The 21,987-nt window shown below is 66.2% G+C and carries 16 protein-coding genes; 9 read left to right on the forward strand and 7 right to left on the reverse strand.

What is annotated here, in order from left to right:
• Window positions 1-200 precede the first annotated feature (200 nt).
• Both QU481_RS19220 and QU481_RS19225 read right to left on the reverse strand, forming a co-directional pair.
• Complete coding sequence (locus tag QU481_RS19220; RefSeq protein ID WP_289831610.1) at window positions 201-1,205, reverse strand: nucleoid-associated protein; 1,005 nt, start codon at window positions 1,203-1,205, stop codon at window positions 201-203.
• 62 nt (window positions 1,206-1,267) lie between these two features.
• Window positions 1,268-2,176, reverse strand: coding sequence for a LysR family transcriptional regulator (locus QU481_RS19225; RefSeq protein WP_289831611.1), 909 nt, complete (start codon window positions 2,174-2,176; stop codon window positions 1,268-1,270).
• A gap of 96 nt (window positions 2,177-2,272) precedes the next feature.
• On the opposite strand from QU481_RS19225, the gene QU481_RS19230 reads away from it, so the two are divergent.
• Complete coding sequence (locus QU481_RS19230; protein ID WP_289831612.1) at window positions 2,273-3,454, forward strand: MFS transporter; 1,182 nt, start codon at window positions 2,273-2,275, stop codon at window positions 3,452-3,454.
• A 228-nt stretch (window positions 3,455-3,682) separates the two neighbouring features.
• Here QU481_RS19230 and QU481_RS19235 read toward each other — a convergent pair whose 3' ends face one another.
• Window positions 3,683-5,557: an ABC transporter ATP-binding protein gene (locus QU481_RS19235; protein WP_289831613.1), complete on the reverse strand. Its 1,875-nt coding sequence runs from the start codon at window positions 5,555-5,557 to the stop codon at window positions 3,683-3,685.
• A gap of 589 nt (window positions 5,558-6,146) precedes the next feature.
• Here QU481_RS19235 and QU481_RS19240 point away from each other — a divergent pair.
• The 8 genes from QU481_RS19240 to QU481_RS19275 all read left to right on the forward strand — a co-directional run bounded on the left by QU481_RS19240 (window position 6,147) and on the right by QU481_RS19275 (window position 15,815).
• Window positions 6,147-7,775 (forward strand): methyl-accepting chemotaxis protein, encoded by a 1,629-nt coding sequence (locus tag QU481_RS19240; RefSeq protein WP_289831614.1) that lies wholly within the window; start codon window positions 6,147-6,149, stop codon window positions 7,773-7,775.
• A gap of 4 nt (window positions 7,776-7,779) precedes the next feature.
• The gene (locus QU481_RS19245; RefSeq protein ID WP_289831615.1) at window positions 7,780-8,235 is read left to right on the forward strand and encodes a chemotaxis protein CheW; all 456 of its coding nucleotides are present in this window, start codon (window positions 7,780-7,782) and stop codon (window positions 8,233-8,235) included.
• Entirely contained in the window at window positions 8,228-9,478 is a 1,251-nt protein-coding gene (locus QU481_RS19250; protein ID WP_289831616.1) for a CheR family methyltransferase, read from the forward strand. The genes QU481_RS19245 and QU481_RS19250 overlap by 8 nt, the downstream gene beginning before the upstream one ends.
• A 2-nt stretch (window positions 9,479-9,480) precedes the next feature.
• On the forward strand, window positions 9,481-10,164 hold the full coding sequence (locus tag QU481_RS19255) for a chemotaxis protein CheW (protein WP_289831617.1): 684 nt from the start codon (window positions 9,481-9,483) through the stop codon (window positions 10,162-10,164).
• Complete coding sequence (locus QU481_RS19260; protein WP_289831618.1) at window positions 10,164-12,413, forward strand: hybrid sensor histidine kinase/response regulator; 2,250 nt, start codon at window positions 10,164-10,166, stop codon at window positions 12,411-12,413. The genes QU481_RS19255 and QU481_RS19260 overlap by 1 nt, the downstream gene beginning before the upstream one ends.
• A complete protein-coding gene (locus tag QU481_RS19265; RefSeq protein WP_289831619.1) occupies window positions 12,410-13,423 on the forward strand; it encodes a chemotaxis response regulator protein-glutamate methylesterase in 1,014 nt (337 codons plus the stop codon). Before QU481_RS19260 ends, QU481_RS19265 begins: the two co-directional genes overlap by 4 nt.
• Before the next feature lie 13 nt (window positions 13,424-13,436).
• The gene (locus QU481_RS19270; protein ID WP_289831620.1) at window positions 13,437-14,468 is read left to right on the forward strand and encodes a response regulator; all 1,032 of its coding nucleotides are present in this window, start codon (window positions 13,437-13,439) and stop codon (window positions 14,466-14,468) included.
• 93 nt (window positions 14,469-14,561) lie between these two features.
• Entirely contained in the window at window positions 14,562-15,815 is a 1,254-nt protein-coding gene (locus QU481_RS19275; protein WP_289831621.1) for an Hsp70 family protein, read from the forward strand.
• Window positions 15,816-15,961: 146 nt separating this feature from the next.
• Here QU481_RS19275 and QU481_RS19280 read toward each other — a convergent pair whose 3' ends face one another.
• The 4 genes from QU481_RS19280 to pyk form a co-directional block, all read right to left on the reverse strand.
• Entirely contained in the window at window positions 15,962-16,999 is a 1,038-nt protein-coding gene (locus QU481_RS19280) for an ABC transporter ATP-binding protein (RefSeq protein WP_289831622.1), read from the reverse strand.
• An 8-nt stretch (window positions 17,000-17,007) separates the two neighbouring features.
• Window positions 17,008-18,606 carry an ABC transporter permease gene (locus tag QU481_RS19285; protein ID WP_289831623.1) on the reverse strand — a complete coding sequence of 533 codons (1,599 nt, stop codon included), beginning with the start codon at window positions 18,604-18,606 and terminating at the stop codon, window positions 17,008-17,010.
• Complete coding sequence (locus tag QU481_RS19290; protein ID WP_289831624.1) at window positions 18,606-19,631, reverse strand: iron ABC transporter substrate-binding protein; 1,026 nt, start codon at window positions 19,629-19,631, stop codon at window positions 18,606-18,608. The genes QU481_RS19285 and QU481_RS19290 overlap by 1 nt, the downstream gene beginning before the upstream one ends.
• A 517-nt stretch (window positions 19,632-20,148) precedes the next feature.
• Window positions 20,149-21,564, reverse strand: coding sequence for a pyruvate kinase (gene pyk, locus QU481_RS19295; RefSeq protein WP_289831625.1), 1,416 nt, complete (start codon window positions 21,562-21,564; stop codon window positions 20,149-20,151).
• Between the last annotated feature and the right edge of the window lie 423 nt (window positions 21,565-21,987).

Raw genomic sequence — 21,987 nt, forward strand, 5'->3', positions numbered from 1 at the left:
GCTTGCTGCGTCTGCGGGAACGCCTCGGGGAGTTGTTGCTACCGAAACAACGGCGGGGGCGTGAATGCCCCCGCGTGGTGAAAAAGCTGCCGTCCCGTTACCCAATCAAACAGGTTCGATCCGCTAAGTGAACGGCATTACCCCATGCGGGAGCCTTTTCTCGTGAGAGCTTGGCCGAACGGCTTCGGCCGAGTAGTGGCTCAGTCGTGGCGCGCCAGCGTCAGCGTCACCGTCAGCTCGCCCTCGTCGCTGAGCGACTGGACGTTCTGCAGCGTCATGCCCGACGGCAACAGCAGGCTGATGCCGTGCGGGATGTTGACCTTGCTGAGCGTGCGCTCCAGCCGCTTCGCGACATTCTGCGCCGGCAGGCGCGCCTCCTCGTCGAGAGAAAAGCCGTACGATTCGGCGGCGCTGTCGAAGGCCTGGCTGACCTGCTCGCGCGGCACGTATTTCTCGGCCGCCGCGCTCAGCTGACCGGTCGACACCTCTTCTTCGGTACCGCACAGGGTCAGCACCTCGTCCTTGAAGCGGCTCTGCTCGACCGGGTCCTCGATCTCGCTGGACAGCTGCTCGACCACGCTCGCCACCATGCGGCTACTCGACACCGCGTCCGGCACCCGCATCGCCTTCAGGAAGTCGTCCAGCCAGAACTTGGCCGAATGGCCGAGCCGGTCCACCGCGTACACGGTCGGGCCGTTCTCCAGGATCAGCGCGCCTTTGTCGATCAGCTTGGGGTTGATGCCGGTGGCGTGGCGGATGTCGATCACGTCGCCCGAGTCGACCAGGGTGAGGAATTCGTCGCGGATCTCCGACTTGAACACGCCCAGGCCGCGCTGGCTGCTATCGCCGTCGGACAGGCCGGAGAACAGGATCACCAACAGGTCGCCGGCACTGATGTTGGGGTGCTGCGAGCGCGCGTACAGGTGCTTGGCGATGCGGTGCGACACCTCGAGAAAATCCAGTTCGCCGCGGAAGAACTGCCGCGAGTAGTGGTAGATCTCGTTCAGGTTCAGCTCGGACTCGTGGAAGAACTGGTGCTTCTTCTTGTCCGAGACGATGCCCTTCAGATAGCCGTCCAGCAGCAGGCCCGACACCTCGTCGTCGACCGACGAGGCGCGTTCGGACAGCTGCAGGCTCTCGTCGCGACTCGGGTTGCCGACCCGGTGCACCACCAGCCGTTCGACCCGTGATTCGTCTATCAACATGTTGCGTCCTTTGCGTTCCGATGAGCCGGAATTATTCCCGCCGGGTCGACGAAACACAACGGCTAATAGTGCAGCCCGCACTCCCCTTCGGCCAGGGTTTCCGACAGGAAGTCGAGGAAACAGGCGATGCGCGCCGCCAGCTGGGTGTTGCGGTAGTACACCGCGTTGATCGGCAGGTAGAGATCGACCGAGGAATCGGCGAACAGCTCGACCAGCCGGCCGCTGTCGCGGTCGGCCTGGGTCATGAAGTCGGACAGGCAGCCGATGCCCTGGTCGGCCAGCGCCAGCTGGCGCACCGTCTCGCCGCTGGAGGCGGACAGGCTGGGGGTGATCACGTAGCGGTCGCCGCCGCCGTGGCGCAGCGGCCAGGCGTTCAGCGTGGCCGCCTGGCTGAAGCCGATCAACACGTGGTCGGCCAGCGCCGCCACGCTGTCGGGCACGCCGTGGCGCGCCAGGTAGCCGGGCGAGGCCAGCACTCGCCGCCGAGAGCGCCCCAGCGGCCGGGCGTGCAGCGAGGAGTCCTGCAGTTGGCCGAAGCGGATCGCCACGTCGGTGCGCTGCTCCAAGAGGTCGATGAACTGGTCGCTGCTGTTCAGCTCCAGCAGGATGTCCGGGTACTGGCGGCGGAACTCGCCGATGCGCGGCGCCAGCACGTGCAGCACGAACGGCACCGGCGCATCGATGCGCAGCCGCCCGGACGGGCGCTCGCGGCGCACCGCCATCAGCTCCTCGGCTTCGTCGAGCGCCGCCAGGATGCGCCGCGCGCGGTCGACGAACAGCCGGCCCTCCTCGGTCAGCTCCAGCCGGCGGGTGGTGCGGTTGAGCAAGGTGGTGGCGAGCTTGTCTTCCAGCCGGCTCAGCGCGCGGCTGATCCCGGAGGTGGTCTGGTTCAGCTGCGCAGCGGCGGCGGTGATCGAGCCGGCGTCGACCACCGTGACCAGGGCGAGCAGTTCTTCGGTGCTGATTTTCATTGTTGACGTTCAGTCAATGGTGTTTGGTTTATAACCGGATTTTTCCGCAACAGTAAAGCGGCGACACTGCGTACACCACCTTTCAGGAGTCGCATCATGCCGCTAGCTCTATGGGCGCTGACCATCAGCGCCTTTGCCATCGGTACCACTGAATTCGTCATCGTCGGGCTGATCCCGACCATCGCCAGCGACCTCGCGGTCAGCCTGCCGTCGGCCGGCCTGTTGGTCAGCCTGTACGCGCTCGGCGTCGCCGTCGGTGCGCCGGTGCTGACCGCGCTGACCGGCCGCCTGCCGCGCAAGACGCTGTTGCTCGGCCTGATGACGCTGTTCACCGTCGGCAACCTGCTGGCCTGGCAGGCGCCCGGCTACAACGCGCTGATCATGGCGCGGGTGCTGACCGGCCTCGCCCACGGCGTGTTCTTCTCGATCGGCTCGACCATCGCCACCAGCCTGGTGCCGAGGGAGAAGGCCGCCAGCGCGATCGCCACCATGTTCACCGGCCTGACCGTGGCGCTGGTCACCGGCGTGCCGCTGGGCACCTTCATCGGCCAGCACTTCGGCTGGCACGAGACCTTCCTGGCCGTGTCGCTGCTCGGCGCCATCGCCTTCGTCGCCACCCTGGCGTTCGTGCCGGCCAGCATCCGCCACAACCCGCCGGCCTCGCTGACGACCCAGCTGGCGGTGCTCGGCCAGCCGCGCCTGTTGATGGCCTATGCCAAGACTGCGCTCGGCTACGGCGGCTCCTTCATTGCCTTCACCTTCCTCGCGCCTATCCTGCAACAGGTGTCGGGCTTCTCGGCCGGTGCAGTCAGCCTGGTGCTGCTGGTCTACGGCGTGGCGGTGGCCTTCGGCAATCTGTGGGGCGGGCGTCTCGCCGACCGCCATGGCCCGATCTACGCGCTGCAGCTGATGTTCCTGCTGCTGGCCGCGGTGCTGCTGGTGCTGACCTTCACCGCGCACAACAGCTGGCTGGTGCTGGCCACCGTGCTGGCCTGGGGGGTGTTCTCCTTCGGCAACGTGCCGGCGCTGCAGGTGTACGTGGTGCAGCAAGCCGAGCGCCATGCGCCGCAGGCGGTCGACGTCGCCTCGGGGCTGAACATCGCCGCGTTCAACCTGGGCATCGCCGGTGGCGCCTGGGCCGGCGGCAAGATCGTCGCTGCGTCCGGGCTGATGACCACCCCGTGGGTCGGCGCCCTGGTGGTGCTGGGCGCACTGGCGCTGACCGCCTGGAGCGGCTATCTCGACCGCCGCGCCCCGGCACTGCGCACCGCCGCCTAAACGCCACCAGCCAAACGCCCCGTCACCCGCCCATGAAAAAGGCCCCGCCATGCGGTAATGCCGTTCACTTAAGCCGTTCAGTCCGGATTTTAGCTTCGAAGAACGCTTGGAAGTAACAAAAAAGCACCGTTTTTCCACCTTGGTGGGCGGTGCTTTTTCCTTAAGTGAACGGCATTACCGCCATGCGGGGCCTTGCTGCAGCCGAACCACACAAGGTAGGCCGAATGCCTATTTGGCGCCCAGCGCCAGGCCGTCGTCCTCCAGTTCGTCGTCGTCCGCCTCCTCGCCGAGGAAGCCGCCGCTCTGGTGCGCCCACAGCCGCGCGTACAGGCCGCCCTTCGCCAGCAGGCTGCGGTGGTCGCCCTCCTCGACGATGCGTCCCTTGTCGAGCACGATCAGCCGGTCCATCGCCGCAATCGTCGACAGCCGATGTGCAATCGCCACCACCGTCTTGCCCTCCATCAAGCGGTACAAGCTCTGCTGGATCGCCGCCTCCACCTCGGAGTCGAGCGCGCTGGTCGCCTCGTCGAGCAGCAGGATAGGCGCGTCCTTCAGCATCACCCGCGCAATCGCGATGCGCTGGCGCTGGCCGCCGGACAGCTTTACGCCGCGCTCGCCGACATGGGCATCGTAGCCGCGCCGGCCCTTCGGGTCGGACAGCGCCTGGATGAACTCATGCGCCTCGGCGCGCTCGGCCGCCGCCACCATCTCGGCGTCGCCGGCCTCGGGACGGCCGTACAGGATGTTGTCGCGCACCGAGCGGTGCAGCAGCGAGGTGTCCTGCGTGACCATGCCGATCGCGGCACGCAGGCTGTCCTGGCTCACCTCGGCAATGTCCTGGCCGTCGATCAGGATGCGGCCCGACTCCACGTCGTAGAAGCGCAAGAGCAGGTTGACGATGGTCGACTTACCGGCGCCGGAGCGGCCGACCAGGCCGATTTTCTCGCCCGGGCAGATGGACAGGTTGAGCTGGTCGATCACCGGGCGCACCCCACCGTAGCCGAAGCTCACCTCGTCGAAACGGATCTCGCCGCGACTGACCTCAAGCGGCACCGCATCGGCGCGATCGGTCACCGTCAGGTGACGCGACAGCGTATTGATGCCGTCCTGCACCGTGCCGATGTGCTCGAACAGCGACGCCATCTCCCACATGATCCAGTGCGAAATGCCGTTGAGGCGCAGCGCCATCGCCGTGGCCGCCGCCACCGCGCCGACCCCGACCTGGCCCTGCGACCACAGCCACAGCGTCGCGCCGGCGGTGCCGGCGATCAGGCCCATGCTCAGCACGTGGTTGACGATCTCGAAGCCGCTCACCAGCCGCATCTGCGCGTGCGTGGTCATCATGAAATCCTGCATCGCGGCGCGCGCGAAGCCAGCTTCGCGCTGAGCGTGCGAAAACAGCTTCACCGTGGCGATGTTGGTGTAGGCATCGGTGATGCGGCCGGTCATCAGCGAGCGCGCGTCGGCCTGAGCGGTGGCGACGCGCCCCAGGCGTGGCACGAAAAAGTACAACGCCGCCACGTACAGCACCAGCCAGCCGAGGAAGGGCGCCAGCAGCCACAGGTCGAAATGACCGACCACCACCACCATCGTCACGAAGTAGATCACCACGAACACCAGGATGTCGGCGACGATCATCACCGTGTCGCGCACCGCCAGCGAGGTCTGCATCACCTTGGCGGCGATGCGGCCGGCGAACTCGTCCTGAAAGAAGCTCATGCTCTGGCGCAACATGTGACGGTGGAAGTTCCAGCGCAGCCGCATCGGGAAATTGCCCGCCAGCGTCTGGTGCTTAAACATCGTCTGCAGCGCGATCAAGAGCGGGCTGGCCAAGAGGATGCCGGCCAACAGCATCAGGTGGTGGCGCTCGCTACTCCACAGCCGGGACGGCTCGACATGGCTCAACCAGTCGACCACCCTGCCGAGCATGGAGAACAGCAGCGCCTCGAACGCGCCGATCACGGCGGTACACAGCGTCATCGCTGCCACATAGGGGCGCACGCCGCGGGTACACGACCAGACGAAGGCGAAGAAGCCCTTCGGCGGCGCCGACGGCACGGACTCGGGATAGGGATGAACCAGCTTTTCGAAGAAACCGAACAAAGAACGCACTCCTTCAAGAGTGGTGGCACCGCGGCGGATCTTGTCCGCCTGACGGCCCGACTAGGGTTGGGCGCCAAGGCGATGACGCCAGTCTAAAATTTTATCGCAAAGGCCCGCCCTCCGCGATGCACCGTCCGGTGCCCTATCTGAAACTATGCGGCAAGCACCATGCTCGGCCAGGCCTCCTGCACTCCTGCCGCACTGTGACGCCACGCGAAACACTCCAGCCCCTCATGCCCCGCCCGCGATTGACCCATTGTCTACTTCAAAAGCATACTTCGCTCAGCCGACACATGGCCTGCCGATATATTGACAGACCACACGACCGAGGGGCCCCACCGCCGCGCCTCGCCGTACCGCATCCATCCCGTAAGAACCTGTTCAGAATCTGTCGCGAGCGATCCTCTGCGGGGTGAAGAGCAGCACAGGAACCGGAATGGACGTGGTGTCCATGAGGACTCCCGATCGCTGAGCGAATCTCTGCGTGCGTATCTGCGATACACCCAGCGATAGATTCACACGCCAAACGCATGAGCCCCGGTCAGGATCGCGTAGCAAGATTATGAATAGGTTCTAAGGACTTTCCCCCATGAAGCACTGGTCCCTCCGCCAACGGATCCTGGGCAGCTTTGCGCTGATTCTGGCCCTGATGACACTGATGGCCGGCATCGGTCATTACCAGTTGACGGCCATCGACGCCGCCAAGTTCAGCGTACAGCGGGATGCGCTGCCTGGCTTGTATTACAGCACGATGATCCGCTCGGCGATGTTCCAGGAACAGATGCTCGTGCAGCAGCTGGCCGAAGTCGACAGCACCGCCCAAGAACGAAAAGCCGACTTCGCGAAGCTGCAAGCCAACACGGACCGTCTGGGCGACTTCATGAAGGGCTACGACAGCACCATCTACCGAGCCGACGACCGGGCGAACTTCGAGGCGTTCAAGGTCGCGCGTGCGCGCTATCTCGAAATGCGCCAGGCGGTATTCGCATTGGACCCGATCAAGCAGCGAAGTGAGATCCACCAGGCCTTCGTCCAACGCCTCATCCCGGAGTGGGAGCGCAACCGCCTGCTCATCCAGCGCTTCGTCGAGGACAACCGCGCGTTCGCCGACCAGAGCACCAACCGGATCGGCGATGCGGTGAGCACCGCCAAAATCAGCATGATCGTCACGCTGCTGGTCGCGCTGGCGTGCGCGATGCTGTGCGGCTACCTGCTGATGCGCACGATTACCCAGCCGATGAAGGCACTGCAGGAAGCGCTGAACACGATGCGCTCCGGCGACCTGACCCAGCGCCTCACCTCGGACCGGCGCGATGAATTCGGCCAGCTCGAGTCCGGCTTCAACCAGATGGCTGACGAGCTGACGCACCTGGTCGGCCAGTCGCAGACCTCGGCACTGCAGGTTAGCGCCTCGATCACCGAAATCGCCGCCACCTCCAAGCAGCAGCAGGCGACCGCCACCGAAACGGCCAGCACCACCGCCGAGATCGGTGCCACCTCGCAGGAAATCCTCGCCACCTCGCAGGAGCTGATGCGCACGATGGGCGAAGTGTCCGCCGTGTCCGAACAGGCCGCCGACCTGGCCGGCAACGGCCAGGCGAGCCTCGTGCGCATGGAAAACACCATGCAGAACGTGATGGAGGCGGCCGGCTCGGTCAACGCCAAGCTCGGCATCCTCAGCGAGAAGGCCGGCAAGATCAACCAGATCGTCACCACCATCACCAAGGTCGCCGACCAGACCAACCTCCTGTCGCTGAATGCCGCGATCGAGGCGGAAAAGGCCGGCGAATACGGCCGCGGCTTCTCGGTGGTGGCCACCGAGATCCGCCGCCTCGCCGACCAGACTGCCGTCGCCACCTACGACATCGAGATGATGGTGCGCGAGATCCTGTCGGCGGTGTCGGCCGGAGTGATGGGCATGGACAAGTTCTCCGAGGAGGTACGCCGCGGCATGGCCGAGGTGCAGCAGGCCAGCGGCCAGCTGTCGCTGATCATCCAGCAGGTGCAGGCGATGGCGCCGGGCTTCCAGCAGGTCAACGAGGGGATGCAGGCGCAGACCATCGGTGCCGAGCAGATCAAGCAGGCGCTGCTGCAATTGAGCGAGGCCACCCGCCAGACGGTCGACTCGCTACGCCAGTCGAGCCAGTCGATCGACGAGCTGAACCTGGTGTCCAACGGCCTGCGCCACGGCGTGTCGCGCTTCAAGGTCCAGGCCTGACGCGATGTTATCGCTGCTGTTTCGGATCGAACCCGACCACTACGCGCTCGACAGTCGCGAGATCGTCGAGGTACGCCCGCTTTGCCGGCTCAAGCAGCTGCCCGGCGCCCCCGCCTGGGTGGCCGGCCTGTTCGAGCACGCCGGCGCCCCGGTGCCGGTGATCGACCTGTGTACGCTGGCGTTGGGGCGGCCGGCCCACGACCGGCTCAGCACGAGACTGGTGCTGGTGCACTATCCGGCCACGGGCGGGCCGCATCTGCTCGGCCTGATCGTCGAGAAAGCGACCGAATTCCTGCGCAGCGTCGCCGGCGACTGGTGCGACAGCGGAGTCGCCACGCCGGATACCCCGTACCTGGGGCAGGTAATGCACCATGAGCGCGGCCTGATCCAACAGGTGCGGGTGAGCGAGCTGTTGCCCGCCTCCGTGCAGGCATTGCTGTACGGAGGGACGGATGGCTGACGCCGGCCTCGAACGCCTGGCCGCCTGGCTGAAGCAGCAGATCGGCCTCGACGCCGCATCGATCGGGTTGGGTGTGATCGACAGCGCGGTCCGTGCACGCATGACCAGTTGCGGTAGCGCCGGCCTCGACCAGTACTGGGCCTTGTTGCAGGCCTCGCAGCACGAGCGCCAGCAGCTGATCGAAGCCGTGGTTGTGCCAGAGACCTGGTTCTTCAGGGACGCCCCGGCTTTCCAGGCGGCGGTGCGGCACGCGCGGGCACTGCTGACCAAACAGCCGCACCGCGCGCCGGTTCGCCTGCTCAGCCTGCCCTGCTCCAGCGGCGAGGAACCATACTCGCTGGCGATGGCGCTGCTGCAAGCAGGGCTGTCCCCGGAACAGTTCCGGGTCGATGCGGTCGACATCAGCGAGCGAGCGCTGGAATTGGCGCGGCGCGGCCTCTACCAGCACCACTCGTTCCGAGGCGCCGAACCCGGTTTGCGCGAGCGCTTTTTCAGCGTCGATACGACTGGCTGCCGCCTCCACGAGGTCGTGCGCCGCCCCGTGCGTTTTCACCAGGGCAACCTGTTCGCCCCCGAGCTGTTGGCGGGCGAGGCCCGCGGCAGCTACGACATCGTGTTCTGCCGCAACGTGCTGATCTACTTCGACCGGCCCACCCAGCAACGGGCAATCGGCGTACTGAACGACTGGTTGGCCGAAGACGGCCTGCTCGTGGTCGGCCCGGCCGAGGCAGCGCTGCTGCTACGCCAGCAGTTCCGGCTGGCCGAGTCGGGTATCTCCTGCACCTTCCACAAGGCTTCTGCCACGGAACCACCCAAACCGGTGGTGCTAAGTGCCCGCACCACCATTCTGCCGCAGCCGGCCCAACGACCGGCACCACTGCCGGTACGGCGGCCGCTGCGGCCGGCCCCACGGCCCATCGCTGCGCCACTGGCAGCAGGTCCCGCCCCGCTCGCCGCCGCCCAACAAGCGGCCGACAAGGGCCGCTTCGCCGAAGCGTTGGCGCTGTGCGAACAACACAACAAGCTGCATGGCCCGAGCGCGGCGGCCTTCTACCTGATGGCGCTGGTCGCCGACGCCAGCGGCCAGCCCCAGGCAGCGCAGGACTATTACCGCAAGACGCTCTACCTGGAGCCGACGCATCGGGAGGCGCTGCTGCAGCTGGCGTCGCTGCTGGAACTCGCCGGCAACGCGGCCGGTGCCCAGCGCCTGTATCAACGCGCCCAACGCGGCAGGGATGAATGAGCATGAGCATCGACTGGATAACCCCGCCACACGGCGATGCCAACGAGATCGACGACTGCTGGAACCGGCTCGGCATTTACGGCGAAGGCTCCTGCCCGCTGCTGCCGCGCCACATCCACTGCCGCAACTGCTCGGTCTACAGCCAGGCGGCCACGGCGATCCTCGACCGCTTTTCCAGCCAAGCGCTCGCCACCGACGGCAACGCGGTCAACCGACAAGATACAGACAGCGTCAACGGCCCGAGCCGCTCCTACGTGGTCTTCCGCCATGGCGACGACTGGCTCGGCCTGCCCACGCGGCTGTTCCAGGAGATCGCCGAGCTGCAGGCCATCCACAGCCTGCCGCACCAGACGGCGTCGCGGCCGCTGCTGGGCGTGACCAATGTGCGGGGCCGGCTGGTGCCGTGCTTCTCGCTCGCGGCCCTGTTGGGGCAGCCCGCTGCAACGGAAGGCCCAACGACACCGTGCCTCTTGGTAATTGATCACCAGAGTCTGCCGACCGCCCTCCTGGTCGATGCCGTCCTCGGCGTCGAACGAATTCCGGAGTCAGCAAGGCAGACACCACCGGCCACGTTGCGCCGCGACGACGAGCCTCTCACCGAGGCGGTAGCGAACTGGCGCGACCGGCGCATCGCTCTCCTCGACGTCGACCGCCTGCACCAAGCACTGAACCGGGGACTGCACTGATGGCCGAGGACTACAGCCAGATTCCGCTGCTGGACTTGTTCAAGCTCGAGCTGGACACCCAGGGCAAGGCGCTGAGCGAGGGTCTGATCGCACTGGAACACCAGCCCGAGGCCGCTGACCGGCTCGAAGCCTGCATGCGAGCCGCCCATTCGATCAAGGGTGCGGCCCGCATCGTCGGCGTACAGGCCGGCGTCGACATCGCCCATGCGATGGAAGACTGCTTCGTCGCCGCTCAGTCCGGACGGAGGCAACTCGGAGTCGCCGAGATCGACACCCTGCTCGACGGTGTGGACCTATTGCTGCGCACCGCAGGGGATGCCGCGCCACGATCCGACGAGATTGCGGCCTTCCTCGCTGCACTGAACGGCATTGCCCGACCCGATGCCACCCCCGCTTCGCCGGCCATCCATGCCAGCGTGCCGGCCTCGCTCGAAGCGTCTCAGGAACTGCCTGAACCGGTCGTGCTGCCCGATCCCCAGCCCGAAACCGAGCGAGACGACAGCGGGCGGGTGCTGCGGGTCTCCGCCACGACGCTGGACCGGATGCTGGGCCTGTCCGGCGAGGCACTGACCACCGCTCAGGGGCTGCAGCCGGTATCGCAGACGCTGCTGCGCCTCAAACACCAACAGACCGAGCTGCGGCTGTCACTCGAAGCTCTGCAGGAGGCACTCCAGCCTCTGTCGATAGACGAACGCGCCCAATTGGCACTGGACGCCAGCTCCCGCCTGATCGACAACTGCCAGAGTCAGTTGACCGAGCAGCTGGCCGTGCTGGAGCGCCTCGAACGCCGTTCAGCCAACCTGGCCCGCCAGCTCTACGACGAAGCGCACAGCTGCCGAATGCGCCCCTTCTCCGACGGCACCACCGCCTATCCACGCCTGGTGCGCGACGTCGCGCGCGGCCTCGGCAAGTCGGCGCGCCTGCAGGTACTGGGTAACGCCACCCAGATCGACCGCGACATCCTGGAGCAGCTCGATGCACCGCTCGGCCATCTGCTGCGCAACGCCGTCGATCACGGCATCGAGACCCCGTCCGAACGCGTGGCGGCGGGCAAGCCGCCCGAGGGCGTCTGCCGGCTCGAAGCCCGCCACCAGGGCGGCCGGCTGCGGCTGACCGTCAGCGACGACGGGCGGGGCATCGATCTCGACGCGGTGCGCGCCAGAGTGGTGGAGCGCCATCTCGCCAGCCCCGACACGGCGGCACAGCTATCCGAGCGCGAGCTGCTCGACTTCCTGCTGCTGCCGGGCTTCAGCCTGCGCAACACCGTCACCGATCTGTCCGGGCGCGGCGTCGGTCTCGACGTGGTGCACGAACTGGTGCGCCGGGTACACGGCAGCGTCCGCATCCACAGCAGCCCGGGGCGCGGCACTCGCTTCGAACTGCAACTGCCGATCACGCTGTCGACGGTACGCAGCCTGCTGGTCGAGATCGGCGGCGAGCCTTACGCCTTCCCGCTCGCCCAGGTCGACCGCACGCTGGAACTGGACGATGCGCAGATAGAACGATTGGAAGGCAAGCACCACTTCCTGCTCGACGGGCAGGTCATTGGCCTCGTCGAGGCAAGCCAGGTGCTGGGCCTGCCCAGCCGCGCCGCAGCGAAAGACAGACTCTCCGTGCTGCTGATCGGCCCACCGGAGCAGCGCGTCGGCCTGATCGTCGAACGCTTTGTCGGCGAACGGCTCCTGGTCGTTCAGCCGCTCGACGCGCGGCTCGGCAAGATTAGGGACATCAGCGCCGGCGCCCTGCTCGACGACGGCAGCCCGGTGCTGATCGTCGACATCGACGATCTGCTGCGCTCGGTGGAAAAACTGATCCATGTCGGGGCACTGACCACGCCGCAGGCCGCCCCACACCGTGACAATGCGGCCCCGCGCCAGCGCGTGCTGGTCGTTGACGACTCGCTGACTGTGCGCGAGCTGGAACGCAAGCTGCTGCAAAGTCGCGGTTACGAGGTCGTGGTCGCGGTGGACGGCATGGACGGCTGGAACGCGCTGCGCGCCGAGCGCTTCGACTTGGTCGTGACCGACATCGACATGCCGCGGCTCGACGGCATCGAGCTGGTGGAGCGCATCCGCCAGAACCCGACATTGGCCGAACTGCCGGTGATGATCGTCTCGTACAAGGACCGCGAAGAGGACCGGATCCGCGGGCTTAACGCCGGTGCCGACCATTACCTCGCGAAGGGCAACTTCCACGACGAAACGCTGCTGCAGGCAGTACGCGACCTGATCGGCGAGGCCGGCGCATGAACATCGGCATCGTCAACGACTCCCCGCTAGCCGTCGAGGCGCTGCGCCGCGCGCTCGCGCTGCATACCGACTATCGGATCAGCTGGGTCGCGCAGGACGGCGAACAGGCAGTCGAGATGTGCGCGTGGCAAACGCCCGAGCTGGTGCTGATGGACCTGATCATGCCCAGGCTAAACGGCATCGAGGCGACGCGACGGATCATGGCCAGTACGCCATGCGCCATCCTGGTGGTCACCGTCGACATCGGCGAAAACGCCCAGGGCGTCTACGAGGCGATCGGCCTCGGCGCGCTGGATGCGGTCAATACCCCGACGCTGGGCGGCGGCGACCTGCGCTCTGGCGCCGCGCCGCTGCTCGACAAGATCGAGCGAATCCGGCGCCAGCTGCGCACGCAGGGCCACCCGCCCCTGCCTACGGCTCTGCCCTCGCTGGCATCGACCGGCCCCGCCGCCCCCCCCTTGGTTGCCATCGGCGCTTCCGCCGGCGGCCCAACCGCGCTGGCAACGCTGCTGCATGGCTTGCCGGCCGACTTCGCCGCAGCGCTGGTGATCGTCCAGCATATCGACGCTGCGTTCGCCGCCGGCATGGCGCAGTGGCTCGACAAGCAATGCGCGCTGCCGGTGCGCTTGGCGGACGGCAGCGACTCGCTGCAGCCCGGCACCGTGCTGCTAGCCCGCGGCGACCAGCACCTGCGGCTGACCCCCGCCGGACGCCTGCTGTCCAGCCCCGAGCCACACGATCACCTGTACCGGCCATCAATCGACATCTTTTTCCAGAGCGTGGCCCAGCACTGGAAACACGAAACGCTCGCTGTCCTGCTGACCGGCATGGGCAGCGACGGCGCCGCCGGTCTGAAGACACTCCACGACCAAGGTGCCTACACAATCGCCCAGGACCAGCGAACCAGCGCAGTCTACGGCATGCCCAAGGCCGCTGCAGACCTGGGTGCTGCCCGCGCCATCCTGCCCATCGAGGCCATCGCCCCGGCCCTGATTAATGCTTGCCATTGACCCAAGACTCACTATGGAAGAGCTCAATTACTCCCACCCTGCCAGCCCTGCCTCCGCAGGGTTCCACAACCCCTCGACCGAACCGGTGATGGTACTGCTGGTCGACGACCAGGTGATGGTCGGCGAGGCGGTGCGCCGGATGCTGGCCAACGAGCCGGGCATCGATTATCACTTCTGCGCCAATCCGGACGATGCGCTGCGGGTGGCGCGATGCACGCGCCCCACCGTGATCCTGCAGGACCTGGTGATGCCCGGCATCGACGGGCTGGCGCTGGTCGCGCAATACCGGGCCGACCCGGCCACCCGCGACACACCGGTGATCGTGCTGTCGACCAAGGAAGAGCCGGCAATCAAGAGCGCCGCGTTCGCGCAGGGCGCCAACGACTACCTGGTCAAACTGCCCGATTCGATCGAACTGGTCGCCCGCATCCGCTACCACTCACGCTCCTACCTCAACCAGCTGCAGCGCGACGAGGCCTACCGAGCGCTGCGCGAGAGCCAGCAGAAGCTGCTGGCCGCGAATCTGGAGCTGCAGCGGCTGACCAATTCCGACGGCCTGACCGGCCTCGCCAACCGCCGCTATTTCGATGAATACCTCAACGCCGAATGGCGACGCGCGCGGCGCCAGCAGATGCCCTTCTCGGTGCTGATGATCGACGTCGACAATTTCAAGCTCTACAACGACAGCTACGGCCACATCGCCGGCGACATCGTGCTCAAAAAGGTCGCCGACGCGCTGCTTAATGCCATCGGCCGATCGACCGATCTGGTTGCGCGCTTCGGCGGCGAGGAATTCGCCATCCTTCTGCCGAACACCCCATCAGACGGCGCCGAGCTATTGGCAGAAAAGGCCCGCCACGCCGTCGAGACGCTCGCCATTTCTTGCGTGCCGAGCGATTCCGGCCAGGTCGTCACCATCAGCGTCGGCGGTGCCACGCTGATTCCGGACCACGACGACGCGGCGCTCAATCTGATCGAGGCGGCCGACCTGGCGCTGTACGAGGCCAAGCGGCTCGGCAAGAATCGCGTCGTCGTCAACGGCTAAGCCCCCACCGGCACCGCCGAGCAGGCCGCGACGGCGAGAGCACACGGTTTCCGCTATACTCGCGCGCCTTCCCTGAACCGGCATGGAGACACAATGATCAGCAACGCATGTGGCGTCGACTTCGGCACGTCCAACTCGACCGTCGGCTGGCACCGCCCCGGCCAGAACACGCTGCTGGCGCTCGAAGATGGCAAGCCCACCCTGCCATCGGTGGTGTTCTTCAACGCTGACGAAGACTCGGTGGCAGTCGGCCGCGCCGCGCTGGCCGAATACCTGGAAGGCTACGAGGGCCGGCTGATGCGCTCGCTCAAGAGCATTCTCGGCACCGGCCTGATGGATGGACAGACCGAGGTGCAAGGCCGCAACCTGCGCTTCCTCGATCTGTTGACCATGTTCATCGAGAGCCTGAAGGGCCGCGCCGAGCAGGCTGCCGGCCGCGGCTTCACTCAGGCGGTGTTCGGCAGGCCGGTGTTCTTCGTCGACGACGACGCCAAGGCCGACCAGCTGGCGCAGGATACGCTCGCCGGCATCGCGCGCCGCGTCGGTTTCAAGGAGATCGAGTTCCAGTTCGAGCCGATCGCCGCGGCGTTCGACTACGAGAGCCGCATCGAGCGCGAGGAGCTGGTGCTGGTCGTCGACATCGGCGGCGGTACCTCGGACTTCACGCTGATCCGCCTGTCGCCGGAGCGCGCCGGCCGGCTCGACCGTCGCGACGACATCCTCGCCAACTGCGGCGTGCATATCGGCGGCACCGACTTCGACAAGCAGCTGAGCCTGCACGCGGTGATGCCGCTGCTGGGGCTGAAGAGCCAGCTCAAGAGCGGCGCCGAGATGCCGTCCGGCCCCTACTTCAACCTCGCGACCTGGCACACGATCAACTTCGCGTACACGCGCCAGGCGCTGTCCAGCCTGCAGGGCGTGTACACCGAGGCGCTGGAGCGCGACAAGCTTGACCGCTTGTTCAAGCTGATCGCCAAGCGCGCCGGCCACTGGCTGGCGATCCAGGTCGAGGCGGCCAAGATCGCGCTGTCGGCTGAACAACGGGTGGAATTGCAGCTCGACGAGATTGAGGCCGGCCTCGCGCACGCGATCGACCGCGCCGAGTTCGACCAGGCGATCGGCCGCCAGATCGACAGCATCGAGACCACCGTCGCCCGACTGCTGCAGGATGCCGGCGTCGATGCCGGCCAGGTCGACACGGTGTTCTTCACCGGCGGCGCCAGCGGCGTGCCACTGCTGCGCCAGCGCATCGCCTCGCTGCTGCCCACCGCCCGCGCAGTCGAAGGCGACCTGCACGGCAGCATCGGCAGCGGCCTGGCGATCGACGCCGCGCGCCGCTTCGCCTGAACCCGAAATGACACGGGGCCGCTGCCCATGCAGCGGCCCCGCATCCCTACCTCAAGCTTGGCCGACACCCCGGAACCGCTTTCCCGATCCCGCCAGCACCGTTTCAACGCAGGATCACTCGAGTGCAGCGGATCGTCAGCAGGTTCTCAGGCGAAGGCCGCCACGCTCCCCTCGATCGCCAACGCCACTTCCTGGCCCGGCACCGGGCTGCTGTGCCCGGGCACGCGCGCCGTCAGCTCGATCGGGCTAACCCCGCCGGTACGCAGGCGCACACAGGCGTCATGGCCGTAGAAGATCACCTCCAGCACCCGCGCCCTAGCCTCGCTGGCGCCAGACAAGGGCAGCAGCCGGATCTGCTCGGGGCGCAGCAGCACCTGCACCGGGCCCTGCGGCATGCCGCCCATCAACGCCAGGGTGCCGAGCGCGCACTGCACCTGGCCATTGCCGGCCACACCCGGCAGCAACACGGCGTCCCCGATGAAGCGCGCCAGCTCCGGGTTCGCCGGCTGGCGGTACAGCTGCTCGGGGCTGGCCACCTGCACCAGCCGGCCATCCCACAGCACCGCGACCTGATGCCCCATCGACAGCGCCTCGGACTGGTCGTGCGTCACCAGCACGGCGGTGGCGCCGGCAGCGGACAGCGCGTCGGCCACCGCCTCGCGCGTCTCCGCCCGCAGCGCAGCATCCAGCGCCGAGAACGGCTCGTCCAGCAGCACCAGTGCCGGAGATGGTGCCAACGCCCGTGCCAGCGCCACGCGCTGCTGCTGGCCGCCGGACAGCTGCTGCGGCGGTCGGTTAGCGTAGTCGGCCGACAGGCCGACCAGCTCCAGTAACTCCTGTACCCGGTGCCGGGCACGACGCTCCTGGCGCGGCAGGCCGAATACGATGTTCTCCGCCACCGACAGATGCGGGAACAACGCCCCCTCCTGCGGCACATAACCGATCCGGCGCTGTTCCGGCGGCACATGGTCGGCCGCGCTGCTGACGATGCGCCCGTTCAGCGCGATCGAACCACCGTCGGCACGCTCGAAGCCGCACAAGAGCCGCAGCAGCGTGGTCTTGCCGCTGCCGGACGGTCCGAGGATGGCCACCAGGCTGCCGGAAGCCACCGTCAGATCGATACCGCGCAACACCGTGTGCGCGCCGAAATGTTTGCTCAAGCCTTGAATGCGAAGTTCGGCCATGGTCTTGCCTATCGTTGCGTATGGTCCAGAACGGCCGACTTGCCGAACAAGGACATCAAAAGCCAAGTGGAACAGAGCGAGATCGCCACCAGCAACGCCGCATAAGGGGCCGCGGCGGCAAACGCCAGCGCCGAGGTGTCGACCCACACTTCCTTCGCCAGCGTGTCGGTGCCTATCGGCGCCAACAGCAGTGTCGCGGTCAGTTCGGTTACCACCGCGATGAACACCATCGCGGCAGCAGCGCCGAGGCCCGGGCCGGCCAGCGGCAGGGTCACCCGCCACAGCGTCTGCCACCAGTTGAGCCCAAGCGAGCGAGCGGTATCCTCCAGACGCGGCTCGGCCTGCACCAGCGCCGCGCGCACGCTGACCAAGGCCAGCGGCAGGAACAAAATCGAATAGGTGCACACCAGCATGGTGGCACTCTGGTACAGCGGCATGAACACATGAATCGCCAGCGACACCACCGCCAGTGCGATCACGATGCCGGGTACGCCCTGCGCGAGGTAGACGACGCGTTCCAGCACCGTGGCGATGCGGCCGGGGTAGCGCACCAGCAGGTAGCCGAGCGGCAGCGCCAGCACCGTGGTCAGCAAGGCACCGGCGAGTCCCAGGCCGAGCGAGGCGCCGGTCGAGCTCAGGAGCTGCTCTGCCGACACCTCGACCGGGGTGATCGCCGCATCACCGTGCTGCATCAGCCAGTACAGGATCATGCCGAGCGGCACGCCGAGCGTGATCAGCGTCAACGCGCCGAAACCGATCAGCACCGGCCACTTGAACCAACCCAGCGCGTAGCGCACCGGCGCGCGGCGCGTGCCGCGGTCGAGCCGGTCATAACGCGCCATGCCGCGCACCTTGAACTCCGCCACCAGGCACACCAGACACAGCAGCATCAGCACGCTGGCGAGCATGGCGGCGCCGGAGCCGTCGAAGCTGGCGCGGTATTCGGCGTAGATCTCGGTGGTGAAGGTACGAAAACGCAGCAGCGCGAACGCCCCGAACTCGGACAACACACCGAGCGCGACCAACAACATGCCGCCGAGCAGCGCTGGCTTGAGCTGCGGCAGGATCACGCGACGGAAGCAGGCCCACGGCCCGAGGCCGAGCGAGCGGGCGCTCTCTTCCAGCGCCGGATCCATGCCGCGCAGTGCGGCGGCCACCGGCAGATAGATCATTGGGTAATAGGCGGTGGAAACCACCAAGAGCGCGCCCAGAAAGTCCTGCAGCGACTGACTGAGCGACACCCAGGCATAGCTGGTAATGAAGGGCGGCACCGCGAGCGGCACCGCCGCCAGCACCGCCCAGGCGCGCCGCCCGGGCAACTCGGTGCGCTCGACGAACCAGGCCGCTGCCGTGCCGATGACGGCACAGGCGATCGTGCTCGTGCTGACGATCAGCAGGGTGTTGAGCGCCAGCTCGCCGACCAGCGGACGCAGCAGCAGCTCGGCAGCGTTGTCAAGGCCGAAACCGGCGGCCTGCTTCAGCGTCACAACCAGCGGCAGCAACACCAGCAGCGCCACGCCGACGGCGGCACCCAACAGCCCGAACGGCGTCCGCCTGCGCGAGGCAGAACGGTGTTCGGCTGTAGTCGACACGGCAGCGGCAGACATTACAGCAGTCCGGCCTGACGCAGCAGCTTGGCGGCCTGGCTGTCGTCACCCAGCTGTTGCATGTCGAGCTTCGGCGGGTTGAGCTGGTCGAACGGCTTGAGCATCGGCGACGGCGCAACGCCAGCGTGCAGCGGGTATTCGTAGGTGATGGTGCTCTTGGCAAACAGTTGCTGAGCACGCTCGCTCACCAGGTAGGTGAGGAACTTCTGCGCGGCGTCGCTGTTGTGGGACGTCTTCAAAGCCGCAGCGCCGGACACGTTGATCAGCGCGCCGACGTCGCCGTTGCCGAAGTGATAGAGCTCGCTATGCGTGCCCTTGGCGCCCAGTTCGGTGCGCAGACGGGCCCAATAGTAGTTGTTGATGATGCCGGTGGCCACCGCGCCGCGGTTGACCGCTGCCGTCACGCCCTCGTTGTCGTCGAAGACCTGCGCATTGGCGCGCAGCCCCTTCAGCCATTGCAGCGTGGCCGCTTCGCCCTTGAGCGCTCGCACCGCGCTCACCAGCGGCAGGAAGTCGCCGTCGGCTGGAGCGATGGCGAGCTTGCCCTTCCAGGCCGGCTTGGCCAGGTCCATCAGCGAACCCGGCAGCTGGGCCGGCTTGATCATCTTGGTGTTGTAGACCAGCACGTTTTCACGCGCCATCACCCCTACCCATTCCCCCTTTGGCGAGTTGTAGCGCGCCGGGATGGCGGCCAGCGTGGCCGGGTTCACCTTGGTCAGCATGCCCTTCTCTTCCAGCAGCATCAGCTCCGGCGAGTTGGAGGTCAGATAGACATCGGCCGGCGAGGCCTTGCCTTCGGCCAACAGCTGCGCCGCCAGTTGCGGGCCTTCGCCAGTGTGCACGCGCACCGAGATACCACTTTGCTTCTCGAAGTCCTTGACCAGGAGATTGACGGTCTGCTCATGCTGGGCCGAATACAGCGTCAACGAAGCGGCCTGCGCCAGGCCGGCGGCAAACAGCGCGGCACCCATAGCTGCGATACGGGCCACACGCGGCAGGCTGCCGCTGGCAAACTTGAAAGTCATGCGAAATACTCCACGATAAAAAGTCGACTCAAACGCAAAGGGCAAGCCGCTGCTGGCCCACTCCTTTTGGCAACTCGCGCAAATTTTCAATCAATAACGATGCCGATTCTCATTCGTTGACAAGAATGAGTCGTGTTTCAGAAAATTTTTGCGACTACCAGGAAATCGCCGCTCCCGTGACAACCAGATCGGCCAAGGCTCAGGCCCCTTACCATACAGGAAAGACGGTGGCGAGGGATGAAACGGGACATCCAGAGGATGCTCTTGTCGAACAAAACTACCTCCAGTTAACAGAATGAACGGGATCCAGCGAGAACACTCTGAGCCAGATCAATGACTGATGACCAGAACCATAAACAAAGGGAGGTTCCATCCGGAACCTCCCCTCTCGTTCTTGCTCCGCGTCAGGATAGCCGCAGCATAGCGCAGCGCCCCTGCCCATCACACGACCACTGGTGGCCTAAACCGACGCACAAGCCGGCCGTGCAACAGCACCGGAAATTTTTGCTCGCAGAGCCTACTCCGGCCACACCACCCGCAGCAGATTGGTCGACCCGGGCGTGCCGAACGGCATACCCGCCACCACGATCAGTGGTTTGCCGGCCTGATAGCAACCAACGTGCTTCGCCGCTGCGCTGGCCTTCTCGACCATGTCCTCGGCGCTCTTGGCGTCGGCCGTCTCCTGCGAGCTCACCCCCCAGAGCAGCGCCAGCTGGCGCGCCACCGCGCGATTCGGCGTCAGGCTCAAAATCGGCGAGTCCGGCCGCTCATGAGCAACGCGGAAAGCCGTTGCCCCCAAGGTGGTGTAGGTAATGGTCGCGGCAACCGACAGCACGCTGGCCACGGATTGGATCGCGGCGCCGATCGCATCGGTCGAGGTCGCGTCGTGCCGCGTCGCCACCGCATTCATCAGGGTGCGCTGCAACGGATCGGCCTCAGTGCGCTGGATGATGCGGTCCATCATCGCCACCGCCTCGACGGGATACTGACCGGACGCCGACTCAGCCGACAGCATCACCGCATCGACGCCATCGTACACGGCGGTGGCCACGTCGGACGCCTCGGCGCGCGTTGGCGCCGGCGACTTGATCATGGATTCGAGCATTTGCGTCGCCACCACCACCGGCTTGCCGGCCTCACGGCACTGCCGCACGATACGCTTCTGGATCGCCGGCACTTCTTCGGGCGGCAGCTCCACCCCCAGATCGCCACGCGCGACCATGATGCCGTCCGCCAGCGCAACGATCTCGTCAAGACAGTCGAGTGCGCTCGGCTTTTCAATCTTGGCCATCAGCTTGGCACGACCACCGATCAGTGCACGGGCTTCCTCCACATCCTCCGGACGCTGCACGAACGACAACGCCACCCAGTCCACCCCGATGTCGAGACCAAAGGCAAGGTCCTTCTTGTCCTTCTCGGACAACGCGGGCAGCGGCAACGCCGCGCTCGGCACATTGACGCCCTTACGGTCGGAAATGATGCCGGACACCAGCGCTTCGGTCTCAATGCGATCATTGGCCGTTGCGGTCACTTTGAAGCGAAGCTGACCATCGTTGACAAGCAACACATCCCCGGGGCTGACGACGGCGAAGATTTCCGGATGCGGCAGACATACCCGGGTCGCATCCCCCAGCGCCGGATCGCGATCGAACACGAAGGCCGCGCCCGCCGTGAGCTCGGCACTGCCACCGGCAAACGTCGACACCCGCAGCTTCGGTCCCTGCAAGTCCAGCAATACGCCGATTGGGTGGTCGCAGCGCTCTTCGATGCGCCGGATGCTGGTGAGCCGGGCGGCATGATCCTCGTAGCTGCCGTGACTGAAATTCAGGCGAAATACGTCTGCGCCGGCATGGTGCAGCGCTTCGATGACGTCTTCGCTGGTGCTCGCCGGACCCAACGTGGCGATGATCTTGGTGGCACGGTTCCTGAACATCCTTTTTCCTTCGGGGCTGACAATCTATGTGTAGCAAAACTACAGCAAATTGTGCACCATGGCTAAAGTAACGCCTTCGACCTGATGCCCAAGCAAGCAATCAACCCACCCATAAGCCATAAACGCAACAGTAGCCGGCTGAAACCAGAAAAGCGTTTAGCTTAAGCGATATCACCTTGTCCGCCGAACAGGCCCAGCCTCATGTAGTTTTACTATATACAGCGTAGCAAACATAACCCGATACCGTGCCTCCGGCCATCCCGCCACCTGCCCGGGTCACCCCGCCGGCAATGTCTCGCCCAAGGACGGCAGCGTCACGCCAGCGGCTATCGGCCCCTCCCCTACTGACAAGCGACAGAGCAACGTCATCGCTCCTCTTCAATGCCTGACGGAGCCGGTCAATACCCGCTTTCGCATCGAATA

The organism is Crenobacter oryzisoli (genome assembly GCF_030385785.1).
In the GTDB taxonomy this organism is placed as follows: Bacteria; Pseudomonadota; Gammaproteobacteria; order Burkholderiales; family Chromobacteriaceae; genus Crenobacter_A; species Crenobacter_A oryzisoli.

Coding starts and splice junctions, on each gene's coding strand:
- QU481_RS19220 (WP_289831610.1), bottom strand. CDS start 1,205: ATGTTGATAGACGAATCACGGGTCGAACGGCTGGTGGTGCACCGGGTC.
- QU481_RS19225 (WP_289831611.1), bottom strand. CDS start 2,176: ATGAAAATCAGCACCGAAGAACTGCTCGCCCTGGTCACGGTGGTCGAC.
- QU481_RS19230 (WP_289831612.1), top strand. CDS start 2,273: ATGCCGCTAGCTCTATGGGCGCTGACCATCAGCGCCTTTGCCATCGGT.
- QU481_RS19240 (WP_289831614.1), top strand. CDS start 6,147: ATGAAGCACTGGTCCCTCCGCCAACGGATCCTGGGCAGCTTTGCGCTG.
- QU481_RS19245 (WP_289831615.1), top strand. CDS start 7,780: ATGTTATCGCTGCTGTTTCGGATCGAACCCGACCACTACGCGCTCGAC.
- QU481_RS19250 (WP_289831616.1), top strand. CDS start 8,228: ATGGCTGACGCCGGCCTCGAACGCCTGGCCGCCTGGCTGAAGCAGCAG.
- QU481_RS19255 (WP_289831617.1), top strand. CDS start 9,481: ATGAGCATCGACTGGATAACCCCGCCACACGGCGATGCCAACGAGATC.
- QU481_RS19260 (WP_289831618.1), top strand. CDS start 10,164: ATGGCCGAGGACTACAGCCAGATTCCGCTGCTGGACTTGTTCAAGCTC.
- QU481_RS19265 (WP_289831619.1), top strand. CDS start 12,410: ATGAACATCGGCATCGTCAACGACTCCCCGCTAGCCGTCGAGGCGCTG.
- QU481_RS19270 (WP_289831620.1), top strand. CDS start 13,437: ATGGAAGAGCTCAATTACTCCCACCCTGCCAGCCCTGCCTCCGCAGGG.
- QU481_RS19275 (WP_289831621.1), top strand. CDS start 14,562: ATGATCAGCAACGCATGTGGCGTCGACTTCGGCACGTCCAACTCGACC.
- QU481_RS19280 (WP_289831622.1), bottom strand. CDS start 16,999: ATGGCCGAACTTCGCATTCAAGGCTTGAGCAAACATTTCGGCGCGCAC.
- QU481_RS19285 (WP_289831623.1), bottom strand. CDS start 18,606: ATGTCTGCCGCTGCCGTGTCGACTACAGCCGAACACCGTTCTGCCTCG.
- QU481_RS19290 (WP_289831624.1), bottom strand. CDS start 19,631: ATGACTTTCAAGTTTGCCAGCGGCAGCCTGCCGCGTGTGGCCCGTATC.
- pyk (WP_289831625.1), bottom strand. CDS start 21,564: ATGTTCAGGAACCGTGCCACCAAGATCATCGCCACGTTGGGTCCGGCG.